The sequence below is a fragment of the Bradyrhizobium elkanii USDA 76 genome (assembly GCF_023278185.1).
GTDB lineage: Bacteria > Pseudomonadota > Alphaproteobacteria > Rhizobiales > Xanthobacteraceae > Bradyrhizobium > Bradyrhizobium elkanii.
Map to the genome: position 1 here is coordinate 5,752,050 of NZ_CP066356.1, position 15,666 is coordinate 5,767,715.

Sequence of the window (15,666 nt, forward strand, 5' to 3'; positions counted from 1 at the left end):
CAGCGCGCGACCGTTGACATAGATCAAGGCTCGTCACCGGTCGCCGATCATGCTGCGCGCGATTGCGCAGGCAACAGAGCCTGTCGCCTCCATTCCAACAGCCTGCATCGCCCCGGGAGTGTCAAATGGCCGATCTTCTGACCCTGAAGAAATTCGAGGCATTGAGCCCCTTCGAGATCAAGGACGAGTTGATCAACCTCGCCAAGAGCAATTCGAAGCGGAGCCAGATGCCCTTCCTGAACGCCGGGCGGGGCAATCCGAACTGGGTGGCGACGACGCCGCGCGAAGGCTTCTTCCTGCTGGGACAATTCGCCATCACCGAGAGCAAGCGGGTGATGGAGCACCCGGCGGGCATCGGCGGCATGCCTCAGGCAAACGGCATCGCCGGGCGGTTCGAGGCCTGGCTCAAACAGCACAAGGACATGCCGGGCGCGAGCTTCCTGACCGAGATGCTGCCCTTTGCGGTCAAGAAATTCGGCTTCAATCCGGACGCCTTCGTCCACGAACTGGTGGATTCGATCATCGGCGACAATTACCCGGTGCCGGACCGGATGCTGGTGCACAACGAAAAGATCGTGCACGAATACCTGATGTGGGCGGTTTGCGGCGAGCCCCGGCCGGCCGGGAAATTCGACATCTATGCGGTCGAGGGTGGCACCGCGGCGATGTGCTACCTCTTCAAGTCGTTGAAGGCCAACCGCCTGCTGGTGCCTGGCGATACAATTGCGCTGGCGACGCCGATTTTCACGCCCTACATCGAGATGACGCACCTGGAAGACTACGACCTGAAGGTCGTTCAGATCAGGGCTCCGCAAGAAAACAAGTTCCAGTTCACCGACGAGGAAATCAAGAAGCTGGAGGATCCGAAGATCAAGGCCTTCTTCGTGGTCAATCCGTCCAACCCTCCGGGGATGGCGTTGAGCAAGGAGACGGTTGCCAAGCTGGCCAATCTGGTCAAGACCAAGCGCCCCGACCTGATGATCCTCACCGACGATGTCTATGGCACCTTCGTGCACGGCTTCCGTTCGCTGCTGGGCGAACTGCCGCACAACACCATCGGTGTCTACTCCTATTCGAAGTATTTCGGCTGCACGGGATGGCGGCTCGGGGCCATCGCCATCAACGAGGACAATATCTTCGACAAGATGATCGCCAAGCTACCGGACGACGCCGTGAAGGCACTCGACAAGCGCTACGGGCCGCTCACGCTCGAGCCGCGCAAGCTCAAGCTGATCGACCGCATCGTCGCCGACAGCCGCGACGTGGCGCTCAATCACACCGCGGGATTGTCGTTGCCGCAGCAGGTGATGATGAGCCTGTTCTCGCTCGCCGAGATGATGGACGTGAACAAGGCCTATCAGGCGGCCTGCATGGAGATCGTCAACAAGCGCCTGTGGTCGATGCTCGACGGGCTCGGGTTGGCCGACAAGCTAAGCCCGAATCCGAACTACGATGCCTACTACGCCCTGATCGATTTCGAGTTCTGGGCCCGAAAGAACATCGGCGACGCTGCGGTCGAATATCTAAAGAAGAACGTCCATCCGCTGGACCTCGCGTTCAGGCTGGCCGAAGCCCACGGGATCGTGCTGTTGAACGGCGGCGGATTCGATGCGCCCGAATGGTCGCTTCGCGTGTCGCTCGCGAACCTGCCTGACGATGTCTATGACGACATCGGGCGCGGCGTTCGGACGATCGCGAGGGGCTATCGCGACGCCTACGAAGCAGCGGAGGGCGGAGCCACGAAGCGCTGACAGCGGTGTTTGCCGCGCATCGAGCGTCCGATCCGGCAGGGCTGAAGCAAAAGAAGAGCCCCGGCGATAGTGCCGGGGCTCAAATTACATGTCACGAAGATCAGTATCTCGCGACGACCGGCCCGCCGAAGCGATAGTTCAGGCGTATCGTCAGCAGATCCACGTCTTGTCCGATCCGGTTGGCAGCGCCGGCCACGATGGGATTGACGACCGAAAAAGTGTTGTTCGCATCGCCCATGAAAAGACGGTCATATTCGAGCCCGACGGACCAGTTCGGAGTGAAGCCGTATTCGAAGCCCACGCCGACGGTGCCGCCCCAGCGGGTCGACGTCGCCGACGCGACCCCAATTCCGCCGACCGTGGTCCAGATGTCATAGCGATTGCTGGTGACCGCTGCACCGCCCTTCACGTAGAACAGCGCGGCATCCCAGGCCCAGCCAAGCTGGCCGGTGAAGAGACCCAGGCCGTCGGTCTTCGTTGTCGTCGAGAACCTCGGATCGATCAGGCTGAGGCGCGAGCTCTTCAGGTCCGCCCAATCACCCTGTCCTTCCAGGCCGAAGACGAACTGGCCGGCCTGCCAGCGATAACCGAGCTGTCCGCCGAAAACGCCGCCGGAGCGCGAACTGCACCCGTCGGCCACGACACCTCCGAGGGCGGGGAGGAAATCCCAGCAGGTGCGGCTCTCACCCCAGCCGCCATTCGCACCGATATAGAAGCCGGTCCAGTTGTAGACCGGCGGAGGGACCGGCACAGGCGCCGCCTTGACAGCCATGTCAGCCGACAACGCCGGCGTGGCCATGCCGACAATCGCGGCGACAGAAAGCAAAAATCTCTTCATGGAATGATCTCCGGGTCTCTTCGCGTTAATCGAGAAAAGCAGTCCTTGCGCTCGCCCAATCGGGGCAGTGGTCGAAGCCTAGATGTGAGTCACGAAAAGCCACGTGCCAAAATGGCAACACTCAAGGGCAAACGAAACACCGTGCTCGGACTCCGCGTTCAACTTCGGTGCAGCACGAAGCTCGTCCTGCCGGAGAGGCGGCGCCGCGCCGGCTCACTGCTCGACGAGCCAATCGGCAATGTTCTGCGACGGGATCAATTGCCTGGGGAGGTGCGGATTGATGGTGCCGGCAAACACGACCAGCCCTTCGTCCAGTTTTGACCGGGCGAATACCTTGGCTTCCGATTCGCTGGCAAATGTCCTGGTCTCGCGAGGACTGCGCGCCCTTCGAGCCAGCAGACCACGTCGGCGAATTTCATAAGTGACATACCAGATGGCCGACACTGCGACACCGGGCAAGAGCGAACAGCCCTAGCGACACACCATCTGGCCGGTGGCCGCGCCTTGACCTTGGTCAAGGGCGCGGACCGTAAAAATACGGGCGCCGCGGCCCGAGTTGAGGGAGGAGCGATTCGATCAGAAGCGCGAGTGAACTGCGACGAGCCTGCCGACCGTTGGCATCGCGGGGCTTCACCTCCGACCCGAAAAGGACAATGATGCCGTCCAATGCCTGCGCGTTCGCAACAACGATGATCAGCGCCAGTTCTTTTGCATCGCATTCATTACGGTGTCTGCCTTGTGCGACTTGCAGTACTTGCCGATTACCTTGCCGTTTCGCTCGACGTAGCGAAAATCGACGACGGTCAGATTTTTCGATGCGCTGAAATAGCCCGACATCCAGGAGCTGATCAGCGTTTGTCGTTCCTGATCCGACTCCAGCAATTGCTTGCAGGTAATGAGGGACAGATCGACGACGACCTGCGCTTTGGCCACGACGCTGGTGGCGAGGAGTGCAACAGTCGCAATTGCAAGAATCGATGGTTTCATTGTTATCTTCCAACCCTGTTTGATCACTGGCCGGCCGTGGAGCGCTCAAGGCCGGCCATCACGGTCTGAGTGGGATTAATCGCGCACCACGCCTTCACGCTTGCGACATTTCGCGCATACGCGTTGAGATCGACGAAGACGTATCCCTTCTTTTGATTGAACCAGCCACTCATCCAGGCAGAAAACACGGAAGAATCGCCCGGGGACATGGCGAGGTATTGCGAGCAAGTTATCCGCGCCATATCGATGCTGGTCTGAGCTTGCAGCGGGCTCGACAACGCCGCACCGGCAAGCGCCAGGCACACAGTGATTTTGTTCATTCGATTTCTCCCAAGCTCCGTGCACAGTGATTTCTATCCAGCGATCTGCGCCCTCACTGCCAGACAAGGACCGGAGTCCTTGCTTGCGTCAGCACCTCAAATGAAGGCTGAACCTGAGCCTCGGACCCGGCCTTGAGATAGATCAATCCATCCCTCAGTGCCGCCCCCCGGACGCTGGTCGTCGCGCGGCGGAGGCACCTTCCACGTGCGGCCCATCTGAGGCAGGGCGAATCGAGCCCGAGTTCACCGCAGCGAAATCGTGAGGCCGCCCAGATTGGCGGCGAATTCCAATCCTGCTTTCGGTCCCTTGAGCATGAGCACAACGCCCTGTTCATTTCGCAGGCTCACCCCGCCGACGCCACCGGCCCATGCGCCGCCTGCTCCGACCAGCGTGTAGCTGCCGGCGAAATCGTTGACGTCCCTGATGCCTGAGGCGGTGCCTTCCAGCCAGGTCACCGACGCACCGGCCGTCACGCCGAGGCTGAAGCCGGACGCGATGAACCGATAGTGCCGCCCACGGTAGGTCAACGTGCCGTTGCCGCCGCCGCCACCCACGACGAGCGCCGCCTTTACGAACTTGACCTGGACGTGGCCGACGGCCTGCGCGAAGCATGGCGCGACCAATAGGACCATCGCCGCAAGCGCCAGTATGACGGAACGGATCACGGATCGCGTCACTGCGGTCCCCTCCTCGCTCAGGGATTTGCCGGGTCCACTTTCTTCCAGGTCTGATCCGGATCGAAAACGACCATGCGCTTGGCGAGGAAATCGGTGCGTGAGCCGAGATCCTTCTGATAGACCGTGCCTGCGTGGTTGACCAGGAAGGTCATGACGCCGGAATTGCCGTATTCGGCGGGATAGGCGACCAGCGCGAATCCACCGATCATCTTGCCCCTCACGACATAGTTCAGCGCGCCGCCAGGAGCGTCGGAGCCCTGTGCCTTCAGGATCCGATAGTAGTAGCCGTGGTACGGCATGCTCTGCTCGCCGACCTTGTAGCCTTCCGCGGCGGCCTGGGCCGCCAGCTCGCCGAGCGGGCTCGGATCCTTGTCGTCGCGCCAGAACAACCCGTCCGTCTTGCCCGGCCTGCTGACGATGCGCTGCGCATAGGCGCCCACACCCTCGCCGCGATCCTTCTCTGCGTATTCGTTCTGTGCGTCGACATAGGCAAGACAGGTCTGGATCGCGGCCAGCTCGTTGCGGCCGATCCTGCGGTAGAGGATTTCGCGACGTCCCGCGGCGGCGTCGAAACTCCAGCCGTCATTGTTGTTGACGAGCGGGATCGGGAGCGGGAAATCGTCCCTCCCCAAAATCAAGGTGGCTCTCTTGTTGCCGTCAGCCTTGATCGAATGCTTGGCGTCGTAGGCGGAAAGAAAGCTCTCTCGCGCATTGGCGTCGGCGACATCGTCGCCCGACTCGATGATATCGGCGGCATCGCGGCCCAGCACCTTCAGCATCGCCCGACTGGTGCCGGCCTTGACCGCGGTTGCCAAGGCGGACGCCGCGTCTTCCGGATTGGGGAAGCCTTGCTGCGCGCGCGCAGGAGACAGCAGCAAGGCGAGTGCTGTTGCTGCGACCACGCCGATCGAGGCAATACGATCCAGTCGCGAGTCCGAGGAGCGTGTCATCGTGATGCCTCCGACGGGGATGGAATCTTCGCGCCGGCGGCAAGCCAGTCGTTGTAGCTGCGGAACTTGAGTCCAAGCTTGTCGTAATAGACCCTGAGATAGCCGTCGGCGCCGCGCGTCACCGCCGCCGGCATGATCTGCTCGACCTCCTGCGCCATCACGCCGACATAGCTCTTGTTGCTGCCGAGATAGCTGAAGCGATAGTAGCCTAGGCCGTTGGCGAGGTGTCCAAGCAGCTCGATATCGTGCTTGAGCGCGATGTCGGAGCGTCGTCCACCGCCGCCGCCGCCGCGAAAGCCGCCACCTCCGCGGAAGCCGCCTCCGCCGCCGCCACGGCCGGCAAAACTTGCGCCGCCGCCGCGCGGCATGCTGGCCATACTCGATCGCCCGCGCGCCGATGCCGCCGCAGCCGCCCGTCCGGACGATACGTTCATGGCGCCACCGCGACTGCCACCGCCACGATTCGCCGCAGCTGCGCGGTTACCGGCATTGCCGCGGTTGGCGGCCTTTGCGCGATCGCCCCCGCCCTTGGCCTTGTTGCCGGCGCCGGCGCGGTCGCCGCCCTTGGCGCGATCAGCGGCACCTGCGCGGTCGCCGCCTTTGCCGCGATCGCCCGCACGGTCTCCGCCGCGGTCGCCTCCACGGTCTCCAGCCCGATCTCCGGCGCGATCACCGCGGTCTCCTGCCCGGTCACCGGCGCGATCTGCGCCCGGGCGATCGCCGCCGGGCTTGAGAACCTGCTGACCATCGCGGCCGCGAAAATCCATCCGGTCGCTGGCACCGGCCCGATTGGCGTTGCCGCCGAAGCGCTGCTGCACGTTGCTGTTGTTGTAGCGGACGCCCTGGCGATGCGCCGGATTGTGCTGCCAGCTGTTCCCGATGTTATTGACCCGGTTGAAATTGTTCACATAGACGTTCCGATTGCCCCAGTTGAAGCCGCCGCCCCAATAATTGCCCCAACGTCCGATCGCCCATCCGGCGCCGAAGACAAGACCTGCCGCGATCACCCCGGCGCCGATATAGGACGGATAGCCGAAATAATACGGCGGATAGTCTGCATAGGGCCACGCGCCATAGACCGTCGCGGGATCGTAATAGGGCACGTAGACCGTGTTCGGATCGGTCTGCTCGATGACGATAACCTGCTTGCTCTCCTGAGTCTGGACGCTGACCTTCTGCTGCTTGGTCGTCACCAGCTTGTTGTTGGCCTGCGCCTTGCTGCGCAGCCGCTGGATCGCATCCATGACGTCGGGCTGCTGCGCCAGCACGGCATCGCCCAGATTCTTCGTCCAATCGATCTTGTCGCTCATCATCGCGAGCACGTCGGCGGTGCTCGCGAGCGCCTTCACGCTGTCATCCCAGGCCTGCTTGTCGACCTCGGCCTTCAGTGCATCCCCTTTCAAGCTCTTGCGCTCCTTGAGCCAACGATCGGCCTGCACGACCTCGAGCGGATAGGTCGACGCCGCCAGCACGTTGGCGAGCAGCGAGTCCGGATAAAGCGCGATCGGCGCCACCAGGGCTTCCAGCTGTTCCGGCTTCAGGAGCTGATCGGCAGGCTGCGTTGTTGCCGCGGCCGGCTGGCTGGCCTGGGCCGGCGGCTTGTCGGCAGTCTGCGCGGTTGCGGCAACGGACGTCACCGACACCAGCACAACCGCAAGCAGAGTCTTGCCCCAACGGAACATCGCGACCTCCATCGACACCAACGGTCGACAACATCGGCCACGGTCCCGTCCCCTCCTTGATCAAGATCAAGGAAACGGCCCTTCCGTTCAGCTTTCGGCTCGGCCTTCGATTTGGCTTTCGGCTTGGCCCGGCTGTCGCGACGCAAGGTGGATGCGGCGATCGTGGATCAGGTTCTCGAGCCGATGGGCCGCAACGTTCACCGCCGTGACGGCGCGCTCGGCCTTGTCGTCCGCGACCGGCTGGTCCCGCTGCGTTCGCAGCACCTGGTCGATTTCGCGCTCGATCTCTTCCAGCTCCGACTCACGCCCGGCCGCGCGAATCCGGCGCCCCAACGCATAAAGCGTGTCGAGCGCCTCCTCGCGGCTCGGTGTCTCGACCGGTCGGAGGAATTTCCACGCTGCCGCAAGCACGGACGCAAGTCCACCGGCGATCATCGGCGCCAGGAAGATCGCATTGCCCCACTGGTCGAGAAAACTCTCCCTGGTCCCCTCATAGACCGCCGCCGCCCCCGGATGCACCGGGATGTAGGCGCCTGCGTCGGTATCGGGCGTCGCGATCTGGGAGAGTGCCGGCAACTCGGCAAGCAAATCCCGTCGCGCATTCATGATCGACTGCGTCAGGTCGCCGATCAGGTCATTTCCGAGCTTCTTCTGCGCTACCAGATAGAACGACGTCTGCAGCGTCGTCAGGTCGTCGGCAGGAACAGGCGGCGAGCCGCGCAAGGTCCCCTTCGGCACGTCGAAGCTTTCATAGGCGCGCTCCTTTTCGGCGATCGCTCCGGCGGACTCGATGGCGATCATCACCGGGCCGGCTCGCGTGGTGCGCGAGAAGACATTGCGCAGCAGCGAAAGATATTTTTCGGTCAAAGGCATGACGAGCAGGATCGCCCGGACTTCCTTGGCATCGAGCGCCCGGCGCGCGTCCGCGGGGGCGAGCGGCTTGAACGTCACGCCCGCGCGCGTCAGATCGTATTCATCGGTCAGCACCTTGATCAGCTTCTGATTGGCTTCGGCGCCGATCACGCCGATGGTGGCGCGCTTCAACTCCGCTACGTCGGATATCGCAGCGCCGGGCGGCGCGACCAACAGGACGGTGGCGTGGGCCAACACGATAACGGCCTGGGCCTGCGAGAGATCGCCGACGTCTCCACGCACGACCGCGAGGTCCACCTTTCCGGACGCGAATGCCTTGGCAGACTCAAGCGGTCCCGGCGTCTGGACCAGGCTGAGCCGGACTGGCGCTTTCGACTGGGCAAACTTCCCCGCGATCGCCGAGACCAGCCTGCCGGCCTCGCCGTCCACCGACCCGACTGCGATCGTCAAGGTCGTCGGCCGCTCGTACCAGCGATAGGCCAGCAAGCCTGCGCCCCCAACCAAAAGGACGAGGCCGGCCACCAGGGCGATGCGCAATGACCTCGGCAACCTGCTGGGATCCACGGCGCATCACCCAATCGGTCCGGCCTCAGCCGACAACGGTCTGGCGGCGCGGAGCCAGCGCGGGGAGCGGACGCCTCTAGATCTTGCAACGATGATAGTTGACCTCCATCCCCTCGATGCCCGGGAACTGGCGCGTAATGGTATCGTTGTCGACGGCCTTAAGGAAGAACTGCACATTCGATACCATGATTCCGGACGCGCAGCCGACGATGATGTTGATGGTCTGGCCGTCGTCCTTGCGCGATTTGATCTTGCAGTTCTCGAACTTGCCCCGCAGGCGATCGGGCTCGGCGATGAATCCGCCGCCATAGACGCCTGAGAAGTTCGTGAAGGTCAGCTGGTTCGCCCTGCCCTTGTGGGCGAACACTTTTCGGCATTGCTCGGCGCTCGTGGCCCAGGCACCCGTGAGATCGAATGCGTGCGCGTAACCCGGCAATCCGAAGATCATGCCTGTCGCCACGATTGCGCGAAGCTTACGGTCCGGTCTCATGGGCTGTCTCCCTGTTCGCGCCCGTCAGTGACCGCTGAGCACCAGCGTCTGGATCGGCAGCAGCAGAGCCTGAATCCGAAGCAGCAAGGCATGAACGAGTGCAGTCGCGTCGACGGCGTGCAGGGCAAGGCCTTTTAACGTGCCGGTTTTCGGATCGGCAATCACGTCATGATTGCTGGTGTAGGCATTGACGATGCACGTGCTGCCTGGTGTCACGCCGTCAAGGCCGCCCTTGTAAAGCGGCTCCAGGAACACGAGGATCGAACCTGGCTTTTGCAGGCTCTGCGGGTCGATCAACAGCTCGCTGGCCCGAAACTGGCCGGCGGCGATGAAATCCTGCACGCTGGTGACGACCAGCGGAATGATCACCCAGGGTTTCGACATGCAGGTGGCTTCCGCGATCATGCCGGGCTTCATCACCTGGGCCTCGATCTGCCCGAATCCCGCCTGCAACCTGTTGCGGCCCGCTTCGTCCGGTATCATGATTCCGGCCGGCCGCATGATCTGGGCGACGAGGTCCCCGGGGCGAACCAGGAATTGCTCGACGCGGCCATCGACGCCGGCACGGACGAAAGTCTTGTCGAGATCCACCTGCGCCTGCGCCCGCGCGGCCTCGGCGCTCGCCTTCTCGGCCGGCAACAGCGTGGAGACGCGTAGCGCTGCCGATTGCTTGGCGGCGCCGGCGGCATCGACGCCGGACTGCCGCTGATCAACCAGGACCTGCAGCTTCTCGATGTCACGTTGCGGCACAATGCCGGGATTGCGGCGCTGCAACTCGCTCTTCACCTCCAGCTCGTCCTTGGCCTGCTGCAAGGAGGCTTTCGCCTCCCCGATCTGAGCGTCCGCCTTGACGACGTCGGCCTGCGCCGCGATCAACGACGCATCGACCTCGGCGATCTTTCGCTTGGCGGTCTCGAGTGCGGCCTCCTGCTTCGAACTGTCGAGCCGGAACAGAACGTCGCCTTTCTTCACCGGCGCGGTGAAGTCGACATTGACCTCGACGACGCGACCGGAACCTTCGGGCAGGATCGGCACTGTCCTGAAGTAGATCGCCGCGGAAGTTGTCGAGGGATGAAAGTAGAAGATCATCGTGATCAGCGAGATCGTGAGCATCAGGCAGCCGGTGATCCCCCATCTCAGTTCGTACCAGACAGAGAAGAACGTGATCTCCTTGCCGAACCGCTTGCCTTGCCGATAGCGGCGGTAGAGGTAATCCGGCAGGATGGTCACCAGCGAGCAGATCATCAGCTCAAGCATGGTTGTGCACCTCTTGCTTCGCGGGCGTCCGGACGTCGGGACTGCCGTCAGGTACGGATTCGGCTTCCGGTTCGGCAGCGCCCGGCGTGGCGTCGGCGATGCGCTCGACGGAATCGGCGATGCTGCGCATCGGCGTGCCGAAATCCGGCAGGTCGATGAGTGCCAGCAAGAGGCCGGCGACCCAGAAGATATGCATGTGGGTGAACAGCGATATCAGGCCGAGGACGGCGACGATCTCAAACTGAAGTTTCTGGCTCTTGTGCGCCATGCGCTCCGGCAGGCTGTGCAGCTTCCAGTACAGAGTGCCAACCCAGAAGACTGTGGCTACGAGGAAGATGCCCATCACCACCATCAGGGTGTCCGACCCGTCGGCGCCGGGAATGAAAAACGGCAGATGATGGGGGGCCGCCGGATGCATCTGTTCGCTCAAGCCAAGTCTCCCGGTCGCAATAACACCGCAAGCGAATCTTGATCGACACTGCTGACGATCCTATCGCGCTTGCTTGATCTGGATCAAGGAAGCCGGTCGGCTCATCCCTACCGTTCCGGGGGCAAGGTGGAAGATCGGGCTTAGGAGTCCCCAGCCATGCGAGACAAGATCGATGATCTGATCCCCAAGGCACACGAAATCCAGAAGCAGGCGGCGCTCAAGGAAGCGGAGAAAGCCGAGGAGCACGCCAAGCGTGCGGCTGCCATCGAAGCCGAGAAGCGCGCGTTGATCGAGCGGCTGAGCAAGCCCTCCGGGCTCAGCGAGGACGAGAAGGTCAAACTGGCGTCGACGGTGATTCAGCGGGCGGTGCGCAACGGGTTGAGCGAAGTGCAGGTCTATCGCTTTCCCAATACGCTGTGCACCGACAAGGGGCGAGCCATCAATCAGATGGAGGCCGGCTGGGAGAAGACGCTGACGGGCATACCTAAGGAAATCTACCAGCTTTGGGCTGACTACCTGCAGCCGCGCGGCTACCGCATCCGCTATCAGATCGTCGATTACCCCGGCGGCATGCCCGGCGATATCGGAATCGTCATTGCCTGGGGCGACTAGTTGAAAACGACGGACGGGGATCCATGGCGAAAGACAAGTCCGCGGAGAAGATGAAACGCAAGGATTATGAGAAGGAGCTGCAGAAGCTGCAGGTCCAGCTCTGTCATCTTCAGGAATGGGTGAGGGCGAACAATCTCAGGGTCATCATCCTGTTCGAGGGACGCGATGCGGCCGGCAAGGGCGGGACGATCAAGGCACTGACTGAAAAGGTCAGCCCGCGTGTGTTTCGCGTGGTCGCACTGCCCGCGCCGTCCGATCGTGAGAAGACCCAGCTCTTTCTCCAACGCTATATGCAACAGTTTCCGGCGGCTGGCGAGATCGTGATCTTCGATCGCAGCTGGTACAATCGCGCAGGCGTCGAATATGTGATGGGGTTCTGCACCCCGGCGGAGCACAAGCGGTTTCTCTCGCTCTGCCCGCAAATGGAGCAATACATCATCGAGGGCGGCATCATCCTGATCAAGCTGTGGCTCGAAGTCGGGATGGATGAGCAGGAGCGCCGCTTCAGGGCCCGGATCGACGATCCGCTGCGGCAGTGGAAGCTGAGCCCGATGGACACGGAATCCTACCGCCGCTGGTATGATTACTCCCGCGCGCGCGACCTGATGTTCAAGGCGACGAGCTCGAAGCACGCGCCCTGGAACGTCATCCGTTCCGACGACAAGCGGCGGGCGCGGCTGAACTGCATCGCGTTCCTGCTGAAGACGATTCCTCACGGACGGGTCAGGCGCGACAAGGTCAAGCTACCCCAGCGCTCCAACAAGGGTCGCTACAACGATCAGGCCGGACTGCGCGGAATGAAGTTCGTCGAGGAACGCTACTAAAGCTCCGGGCCGCGCCGGGCGCGGCCTGGATCACTCCGGACCTATTTCAAGCGAATGGTAACCCCACCCACGGCGGCTGACACTTCGGCGCCGACCTTCGGGCCGCTGAGCTGCAGGATCACGCCATTGGCGTTCTGCAGTTGCACGCCGCCGGCGCCCGCGGCGATCGCCCCACCGGCGCCTGCAGCGCTGTAGGAGCCCTCGATCGAGGCAGGCCCTCTGAGATTGAGGGCGCGCCCGACCAGCTTGGTGGTCGAAGCGCCGATCGTGAAGCCGACGCTCATGCCCGACACCGTGAACGGATAGCGCTTGCCGCGCAGGGTCAATACGCCCTCGCCGCCTCCGACACCAACGATGAATCCACCCTTGGTGAAGATGACGGCGACCGAGCCGGTTTCAGCCAGCGACGACGTGCTGAATCCGGCCAATCCAATCGCCAGCATAGCAAGAGCTCCGATCAAATTCATTTTTCTCATCGTGTCCCTCCAGGAACCGGTTGCGTTACGCTTGTTGCGCAAGACTCATCGCCGCAAGAATGCGAAGACGCCTTGCGGACTCTCCTTCGTTTATGATGCAGCCTTGAACTTCGGCGCGGCCGCTCGCGGCTTGCCCTTCCTGGCCAGTGCCTCGGTCGTCACGAGCTTCAGGCCCTCGGCCGCGTCGTAGCCATGGATTTCCTTCACATCCAGCTTGCGCATGAAATCGATGGTCTCCTGCGTGACGACCTGGCCAGGCACCATGATCGGGAAGCCCGGCGGATAGGGAATCACGAAGCTTGCGGAGACGAGATCGGGCCCGTTCTTCAGGCGCCGGTCGATCTCGGGATCGTTCAGGCGAATATATTCGCATCCTGCAGCGTCATAAGCCGAATAGAACCCGCCGCGGATGTCGCCCTCATTCGTCTTCGTGCCGGCATCGCCGCGATAGGCATCGTGGAAATGCGAGAAGTTCGGCAGGTCGGGGACGTCCTTCATCAGGCTGTTGACCCGCATGTCGAAGTCGACCCTGGCGTTCGCGCCGCCCCTGGCCAGGCTGCGATCGATTTCGCCGGAGATTTCGGCCAGCACCCGGACGAGATGCGCGACGTCGCTCCGCGTGTTGTTGATGTTGGACTGGATCAGGACCGAGTTGCGCGAGGTCTTGTTGACCTGGATGTTGTAACGGCTGGCGAGCAGCCCCTTGAACGACGTTCCGTCGTACCCGGCGGTGCCGCAGACCAGCGTCATCCGGGTCGGATCGAGGCAGAACTCGTCGTCGTTCAGGCTCTTCAGGGCGCTCGCCCAGTTGGTCCCGGCCGCCAGATAGTCGGTGAAGCCGCTCTGGCGGTATTGCTTCGGCACCATGGCATCCGCGCCGAGAACGCGGAAATACCTCGAAATCAACGGATTGGTGTTGACCGCGTTGCGGATGGCGAACGCGATCTCCATGGCATTGGCCACCAGTCCATACCCCTCGAGTTCCATCTGCCGGCGCGAGACGTCGAGGCTGGCGATCAGCTGCTGGTTCGGGCTGGTCGAGGCGTGCGTGAATACGGCCTCCTTGAACTGCGCTTCGACGGTGTGGAATTCGATGTCCTTGACCGCCAGCATCGAGCCCTGGCGGATCGCCGACATCGACTTGTGCGTCGAATTGGTCTGGTAGACGCGCAGCCGGATCTGGCGCGGATCGGGGATCAGCCTGGTCTTGAGCAGCACCTCGTCGGAGGGATTCTTGCCGAGCTCGGCCTGCTGTTTCTCATAGGCGGCGACCGATTTCGGATCGCGCATCCAGGCTTCGATCTCGTTCGCCGCGCCCATCGCGGTTCGCCGCCTCAGGAACGGCGAAAACCGCGCGAAGCCGAACCAGGCCTCGTCCCAGAGGAAGATCAGGTCAGGCTTGATCGCGAGGCATTCCTCCATCACCCGCCGCGTGTTGTAGATGTGGCCGTCGAAGGTGCAATTGGTCAGGTCGATCATCTTGACCCGGGCGAGCCGGCCATCGGCCTTCGCGTTCAGAAGCGCCTGCTTGATCGTCTGCAGCGGCACCGCGCCGTACATCGAGTATTCGGTCATCGGGAATGCCTCGACGTAGAGCGGCTGCGCGCCGGCCAGCACCATGCCGTAGTGGTGCGACTTGTGGCAATTGCGGTCGACGATTGCGATGTCGCCGGGACCCAGCAGCGCCTGCACCGCCATCTTGTTGGATGTCGAGGTGCCGTTGGTCACGAAGTAGACGCGGTCGGCGCCGAGCGCGCGCGCGGCCTTCTCCTGCGCCTTCTTGATGTTGCCGGTCGGCTCCAGCATGCTGTCGAGGCCGCCGGTGGTCGCGCTGCTCTCGGCAAGGAACAGGTTCAGCCCGTAGAATTCGCCCATGTCGCGAATCCAGTCCGACTTGAACACCGACTTGCCGCGCGCGATCGGCAGCGCGTGGAAGGTACCGATCGGCCGCTGCGCATATTTCTTCAGATTGTCGAAGAACGGCGTGTCGAAGCGATCCTGCACGCCCTCCAGAATTGAAAGGTGCAATTCGAGGATATCCTCGACCGAGTAGAACACGCGGCGCACCACGTCGGCCTCGGGATCGCCGGCGATGGCTTCCACGTCGCGGTTGGACATCAGGTAGATGTCGAGTTCGGGACGAACCCGTTTCAGGATGTGGGCCAGCCCCAACGCAGACGCGTCGGACTCTTGGCTGAGCCCCATCGCGGTCATCATGGATCGCAGCACCGGCGCATCGTGACGCGAACGCAGGGCGAAGCCCTCATTGATCACGACCGCCGCAATGTTGGGGTTGAGCATTGCCGCACAGAAGGCGTCCTCGAGACTACCTACCACGACGGGCTCATAGATGAAGGCGTCGAGCGGACGCCGCAGCTTGCGCCATTCCGCCAGGAGTCCCGGCCAGTTGCTGGCCGGCACCCCGGTCACGATCAGGGTCTCGAAGTAAGGACGTCGCGCAGCCGAATGTCCGAGCGTTGGCGGGAGCAAATCCGGAACGTCGCCATTGCCGTCATCCTGCGTGCTCCAGTCACCTGCATGCTGGCGGAAGGATTTTGTCTGAATCGCTTGCGCGATCCGCGCCGCAAGCATATGCGAGGTGGCGGCGTCGCCGGCCGTCGCGGCTTCCTTCAGCGCCGTCATCAAGCGCAGGCCCGGGTAGCCGTGAAACTCCTCCGTGACCGCAAGCGCCGACAGCGCCGCGTCATACGGCGCACGGTCGCCGCCCCTGCTCCACGTCTTTGCCGCCTCGACCAGATCGCGCCAATTGTCGGCCCGTCCGCCGGGCCCGGAGAAGAACTGGTCGATGCGCTGCTGTGCCGGCTTCGCGTCGTTGGCCATGAGTATCTCCCGATCTCGTGATCTCAGCGCTGGTTCCGTCGAATCGTACAAACCGGGCCCATTGCGCCCTTTGATCCAAGTCAAGCTGCAAGC

General features: G+C 62.8%; 16 protein-coding genes. 3 read left to right on the forward strand and 13 right to left on the reverse strand.

What is annotated here, in order from left to right:
- Positions 1–125 precede the first annotated feature (125 nt).
- Positions 126–1,751, forward strand: a complete 1,626-nt coding sequence (gene aspD / locus JEY66_RS28015; RefSeq protein ID WP_018271003.1) for an aspartate 4-decarboxylase — start codon at positions 126–128, stop codon at positions 1,749–1,751.
- Positions 1,752–1,851: 100 nt separating this feature from the next.
- Here the strand turns inward: aspD and JEY66_RS28020 are convergent, their stop codons facing one another.
- The 11 genes from JEY66_RS28020 to JEY66_RS28070 form a co-directional block, all read right to left on the reverse strand.
- A complete protein-coding gene (locus tag JEY66_RS28020) occupies positions 1,852–2,589 on the reverse strand; it encodes an outer membrane protein (protein ID WP_018271002.1) in 738 nt (245 codons plus the stop codon).
- Between the two features lie 213 nt (positions 2,590–2,802).
- A complete protein-coding gene (locus tag JEY66_RS28025) occupies positions 2,803–3,033 on the reverse strand; it encodes a hypothetical protein (protein ID WP_038374749.1) in 231 nt (76 codons plus the stop codon).
- Positions 3,034–3,282: 249 nt separating this feature from the next.
- Positions 3,283–3,576: an HdeA/HdeB family chaperone gene (locus tag JEY66_RS28030; protein WP_018271001.1), complete on the reverse strand. Its 294-nt coding sequence runs from the start codon at positions 3,574–3,576 to the stop codon at positions 3,283–3,285.
- A gap of 23 nt (positions 3,577–3,599) precedes the next feature.
- Positions 3,600–3,896, reverse strand: a complete 297-nt coding sequence (locus JEY66_RS28035; RefSeq protein ID WP_016842236.1) for an HdeA/HdeB family chaperone — start codon at positions 3,894–3,896, stop codon at positions 3,600–3,602.
- A gap of 243 nt (positions 3,897–4,139) precedes the next feature.
- Positions 4,140–4,574, reverse strand: coding sequence for a hypothetical protein (locus JEY66_RS28040; RefSeq protein WP_244620874.1), 435 nt, complete (start codon positions 4,572–4,574; stop codon positions 4,140–4,142).
- Between the two features lie 17 nt (positions 4,575–4,591).
- Positions 4,592–5,524, reverse strand: a complete 933-nt coding sequence (locus JEY66_RS28045) for a DUF2950 domain-containing protein (RefSeq protein ID WP_018270999.1) — start codon at positions 5,522–5,524, stop codon at positions 4,592–4,594.
- Positions 5,521–7,206, reverse strand: coding sequence for a DUF3300 domain-containing protein (locus JEY66_RS28050; RefSeq protein ID WP_041482804.1), 1,686 nt, complete (start codon positions 7,204–7,206; stop codon positions 5,521–5,523). Before JEY66_RS28050 ends, JEY66_RS28045 begins: the two co-directional genes overlap by 4 nt.
- An 87-nt stretch (positions 7,207–7,293) precedes the next feature.
- Positions 7,294–8,628 (reverse strand): TAXI family TRAP transporter solute-binding subunit, encoded by a 1,335-nt coding sequence (locus JEY66_RS28055; RefSeq protein ID WP_210291425.1) that lies wholly within the window; start codon positions 8,626–8,628, stop codon positions 7,294–7,296.
- A gap of 91 nt (positions 8,629–8,719) precedes the next feature.
- Positions 8,720–9,133, reverse strand: a complete 414-nt coding sequence (locus JEY66_RS28060; RefSeq protein WP_041482636.1) for a hypothetical protein — start codon at positions 9,131–9,133, stop codon at positions 8,720–8,722.
- 24 nt (positions 9,134–9,157) lie between these two features.
- A complete protein-coding gene (locus JEY66_RS28065) occupies positions 9,158–10,390 on the reverse strand; it encodes an HlyD family secretion protein (RefSeq protein ID WP_018270995.1) in 1,233 nt (410 codons plus the stop codon).
- Positions 10,383–10,820 (reverse strand): hypothetical protein, encoded by a 438-nt coding sequence (locus JEY66_RS28070; RefSeq protein WP_018270994.1) that lies wholly within the window; start codon positions 10,818–10,820, stop codon positions 10,383–10,385. Before JEY66_RS28070 ends, JEY66_RS28065 begins: the two co-directional genes overlap by 8 nt.
- 156 nt (positions 10,821–10,976) lie before the next feature.
- Here JEY66_RS28070 and JEY66_RS28075 point away from each other — a divergent pair, with 156 nt between their 5' ends.
- Both JEY66_RS28075 and ppk2 read left to right on the forward strand, forming a co-directional pair.
- The gene (locus JEY66_RS28075) at positions 10,977–11,432 is read left to right on the forward strand and encodes a hypothetical protein (RefSeq protein WP_018270993.1); all 456 of its coding nucleotides are present in this window, start codon (positions 10,977–10,979) and stop codon (positions 11,430–11,432) included.
- A gap of 23 nt (positions 11,433–11,455) precedes the next feature.
- Entirely contained in the window at positions 11,456–12,256 is an 801-nt protein-coding gene (gene ppk2, locus JEY66_RS28080; RefSeq protein ID WP_018270992.1) for a polyphosphate kinase 2, read from the forward strand.
- A 41-nt stretch (positions 12,257–12,297) separates the two neighbouring features.
- On the opposite strand, the gene JEY66_RS28085 is transcribed toward ppk2, so the two are convergent.
- On the reverse strand, positions 12,298–12,732 hold the full coding sequence (locus tag JEY66_RS28085; RefSeq protein ID WP_026192602.1) for a hypothetical protein: 435 nt from the start codon (positions 12,730–12,732) through the stop codon (positions 12,298–12,300).
- A 90-nt stretch (positions 12,733–12,822) separates the two neighbouring features.
- The gene (locus tag JEY66_RS28090; RefSeq protein ID WP_018270990.1) at positions 12,823–15,573 is read right to left on the reverse strand and encodes a decarboxylase; all 2,751 of its coding nucleotides are present in this window, start codon (positions 15,571–15,573) and stop codon (positions 12,823–12,825) included.
- Positions 15,574–15,666: the final 93 nt, after the last annotated feature.

Excerpts from the sequence above, each read along its gene's own strand:
- JEY66_RS28035 (WP_016842236.1), bottom strand. The coding sequence starts at position 3,896 with ATGAACAAAATCACTGTGTGCCTGGCGCTTGCCGGTGCGGCGTTGTCG.
- JEY66_RS28060 (WP_041482636.1), bottom strand. The coding sequence starts at position 9,133 with ATGAGACCGGACCGTAAGCTTCGCGCAATCGTGGCGACAGGCATGATC.
- JEY66_RS28030 (WP_018271001.1), bottom strand. The coding sequence starts at position 3,576 with ATGAAACCATCGATTCTTGCAATTGCGACTGTTGCACTCCTCGCCACC.
- JEY66_RS28085 (WP_026192602.1), bottom strand. The coding sequence starts at position 12,732 with ATGAGAAAAATGAATTTGATCGGAGCTCTTGCTATGCTGGCGATTGGA.
- ppk2 (WP_018270992.1), top strand. The coding sequence starts at position 11,456 with ATGGCGAAAGACAAGTCCGCGGAGAAGATGAAACGCAAGGATTATGAG.
- JEY66_RS28020 (WP_018271002.1), bottom strand. The coding sequence starts at position 2,589 with ATGAAGAGATTTTTGCTTTCTGTCGCCGCGATTGTCGGCATGGCCACG.
- JEY66_RS28065 (WP_018270995.1), bottom strand. The coding sequence starts at position 10,390 with ATGCTTGAGCTGATGATCTGCTCGCTGGTGACCATCCTGCCGGATTAC.
- aspD (WP_018271003.1), top strand. The coding sequence starts at position 126 with ATGGCCGATCTTCTGACCCTGAAGAAATTCGAGGCATTGAGCCCCTTC.
- JEY66_RS28075 (WP_018270993.1), top strand. The coding sequence starts at position 10,977 with ATGCGAGACAAGATCGATGATCTGATCCCCAAGGCACACGAAATCCAG.
- JEY66_RS28050 (WP_041482804.1), bottom strand. The coding sequence starts at position 7,206 with ATGTTCCGTTGGGGCAAGACTCTGCTTGCGGTTGTGCTGGTGTCGGTG.
- JEY66_RS28045 (WP_018270999.1), bottom strand. The coding sequence starts at position 5,524 with ATGACACGCTCCTCGGACTCGCGACTGGATCGTATTGCCTCGATCGGC.
- JEY66_RS28090 (WP_018270990.1), bottom strand. The coding sequence starts at position 15,573 with ATGGCCAACGACGCGAAGCCGGCACAGCAGCGCATCGACCAGTTCTTC.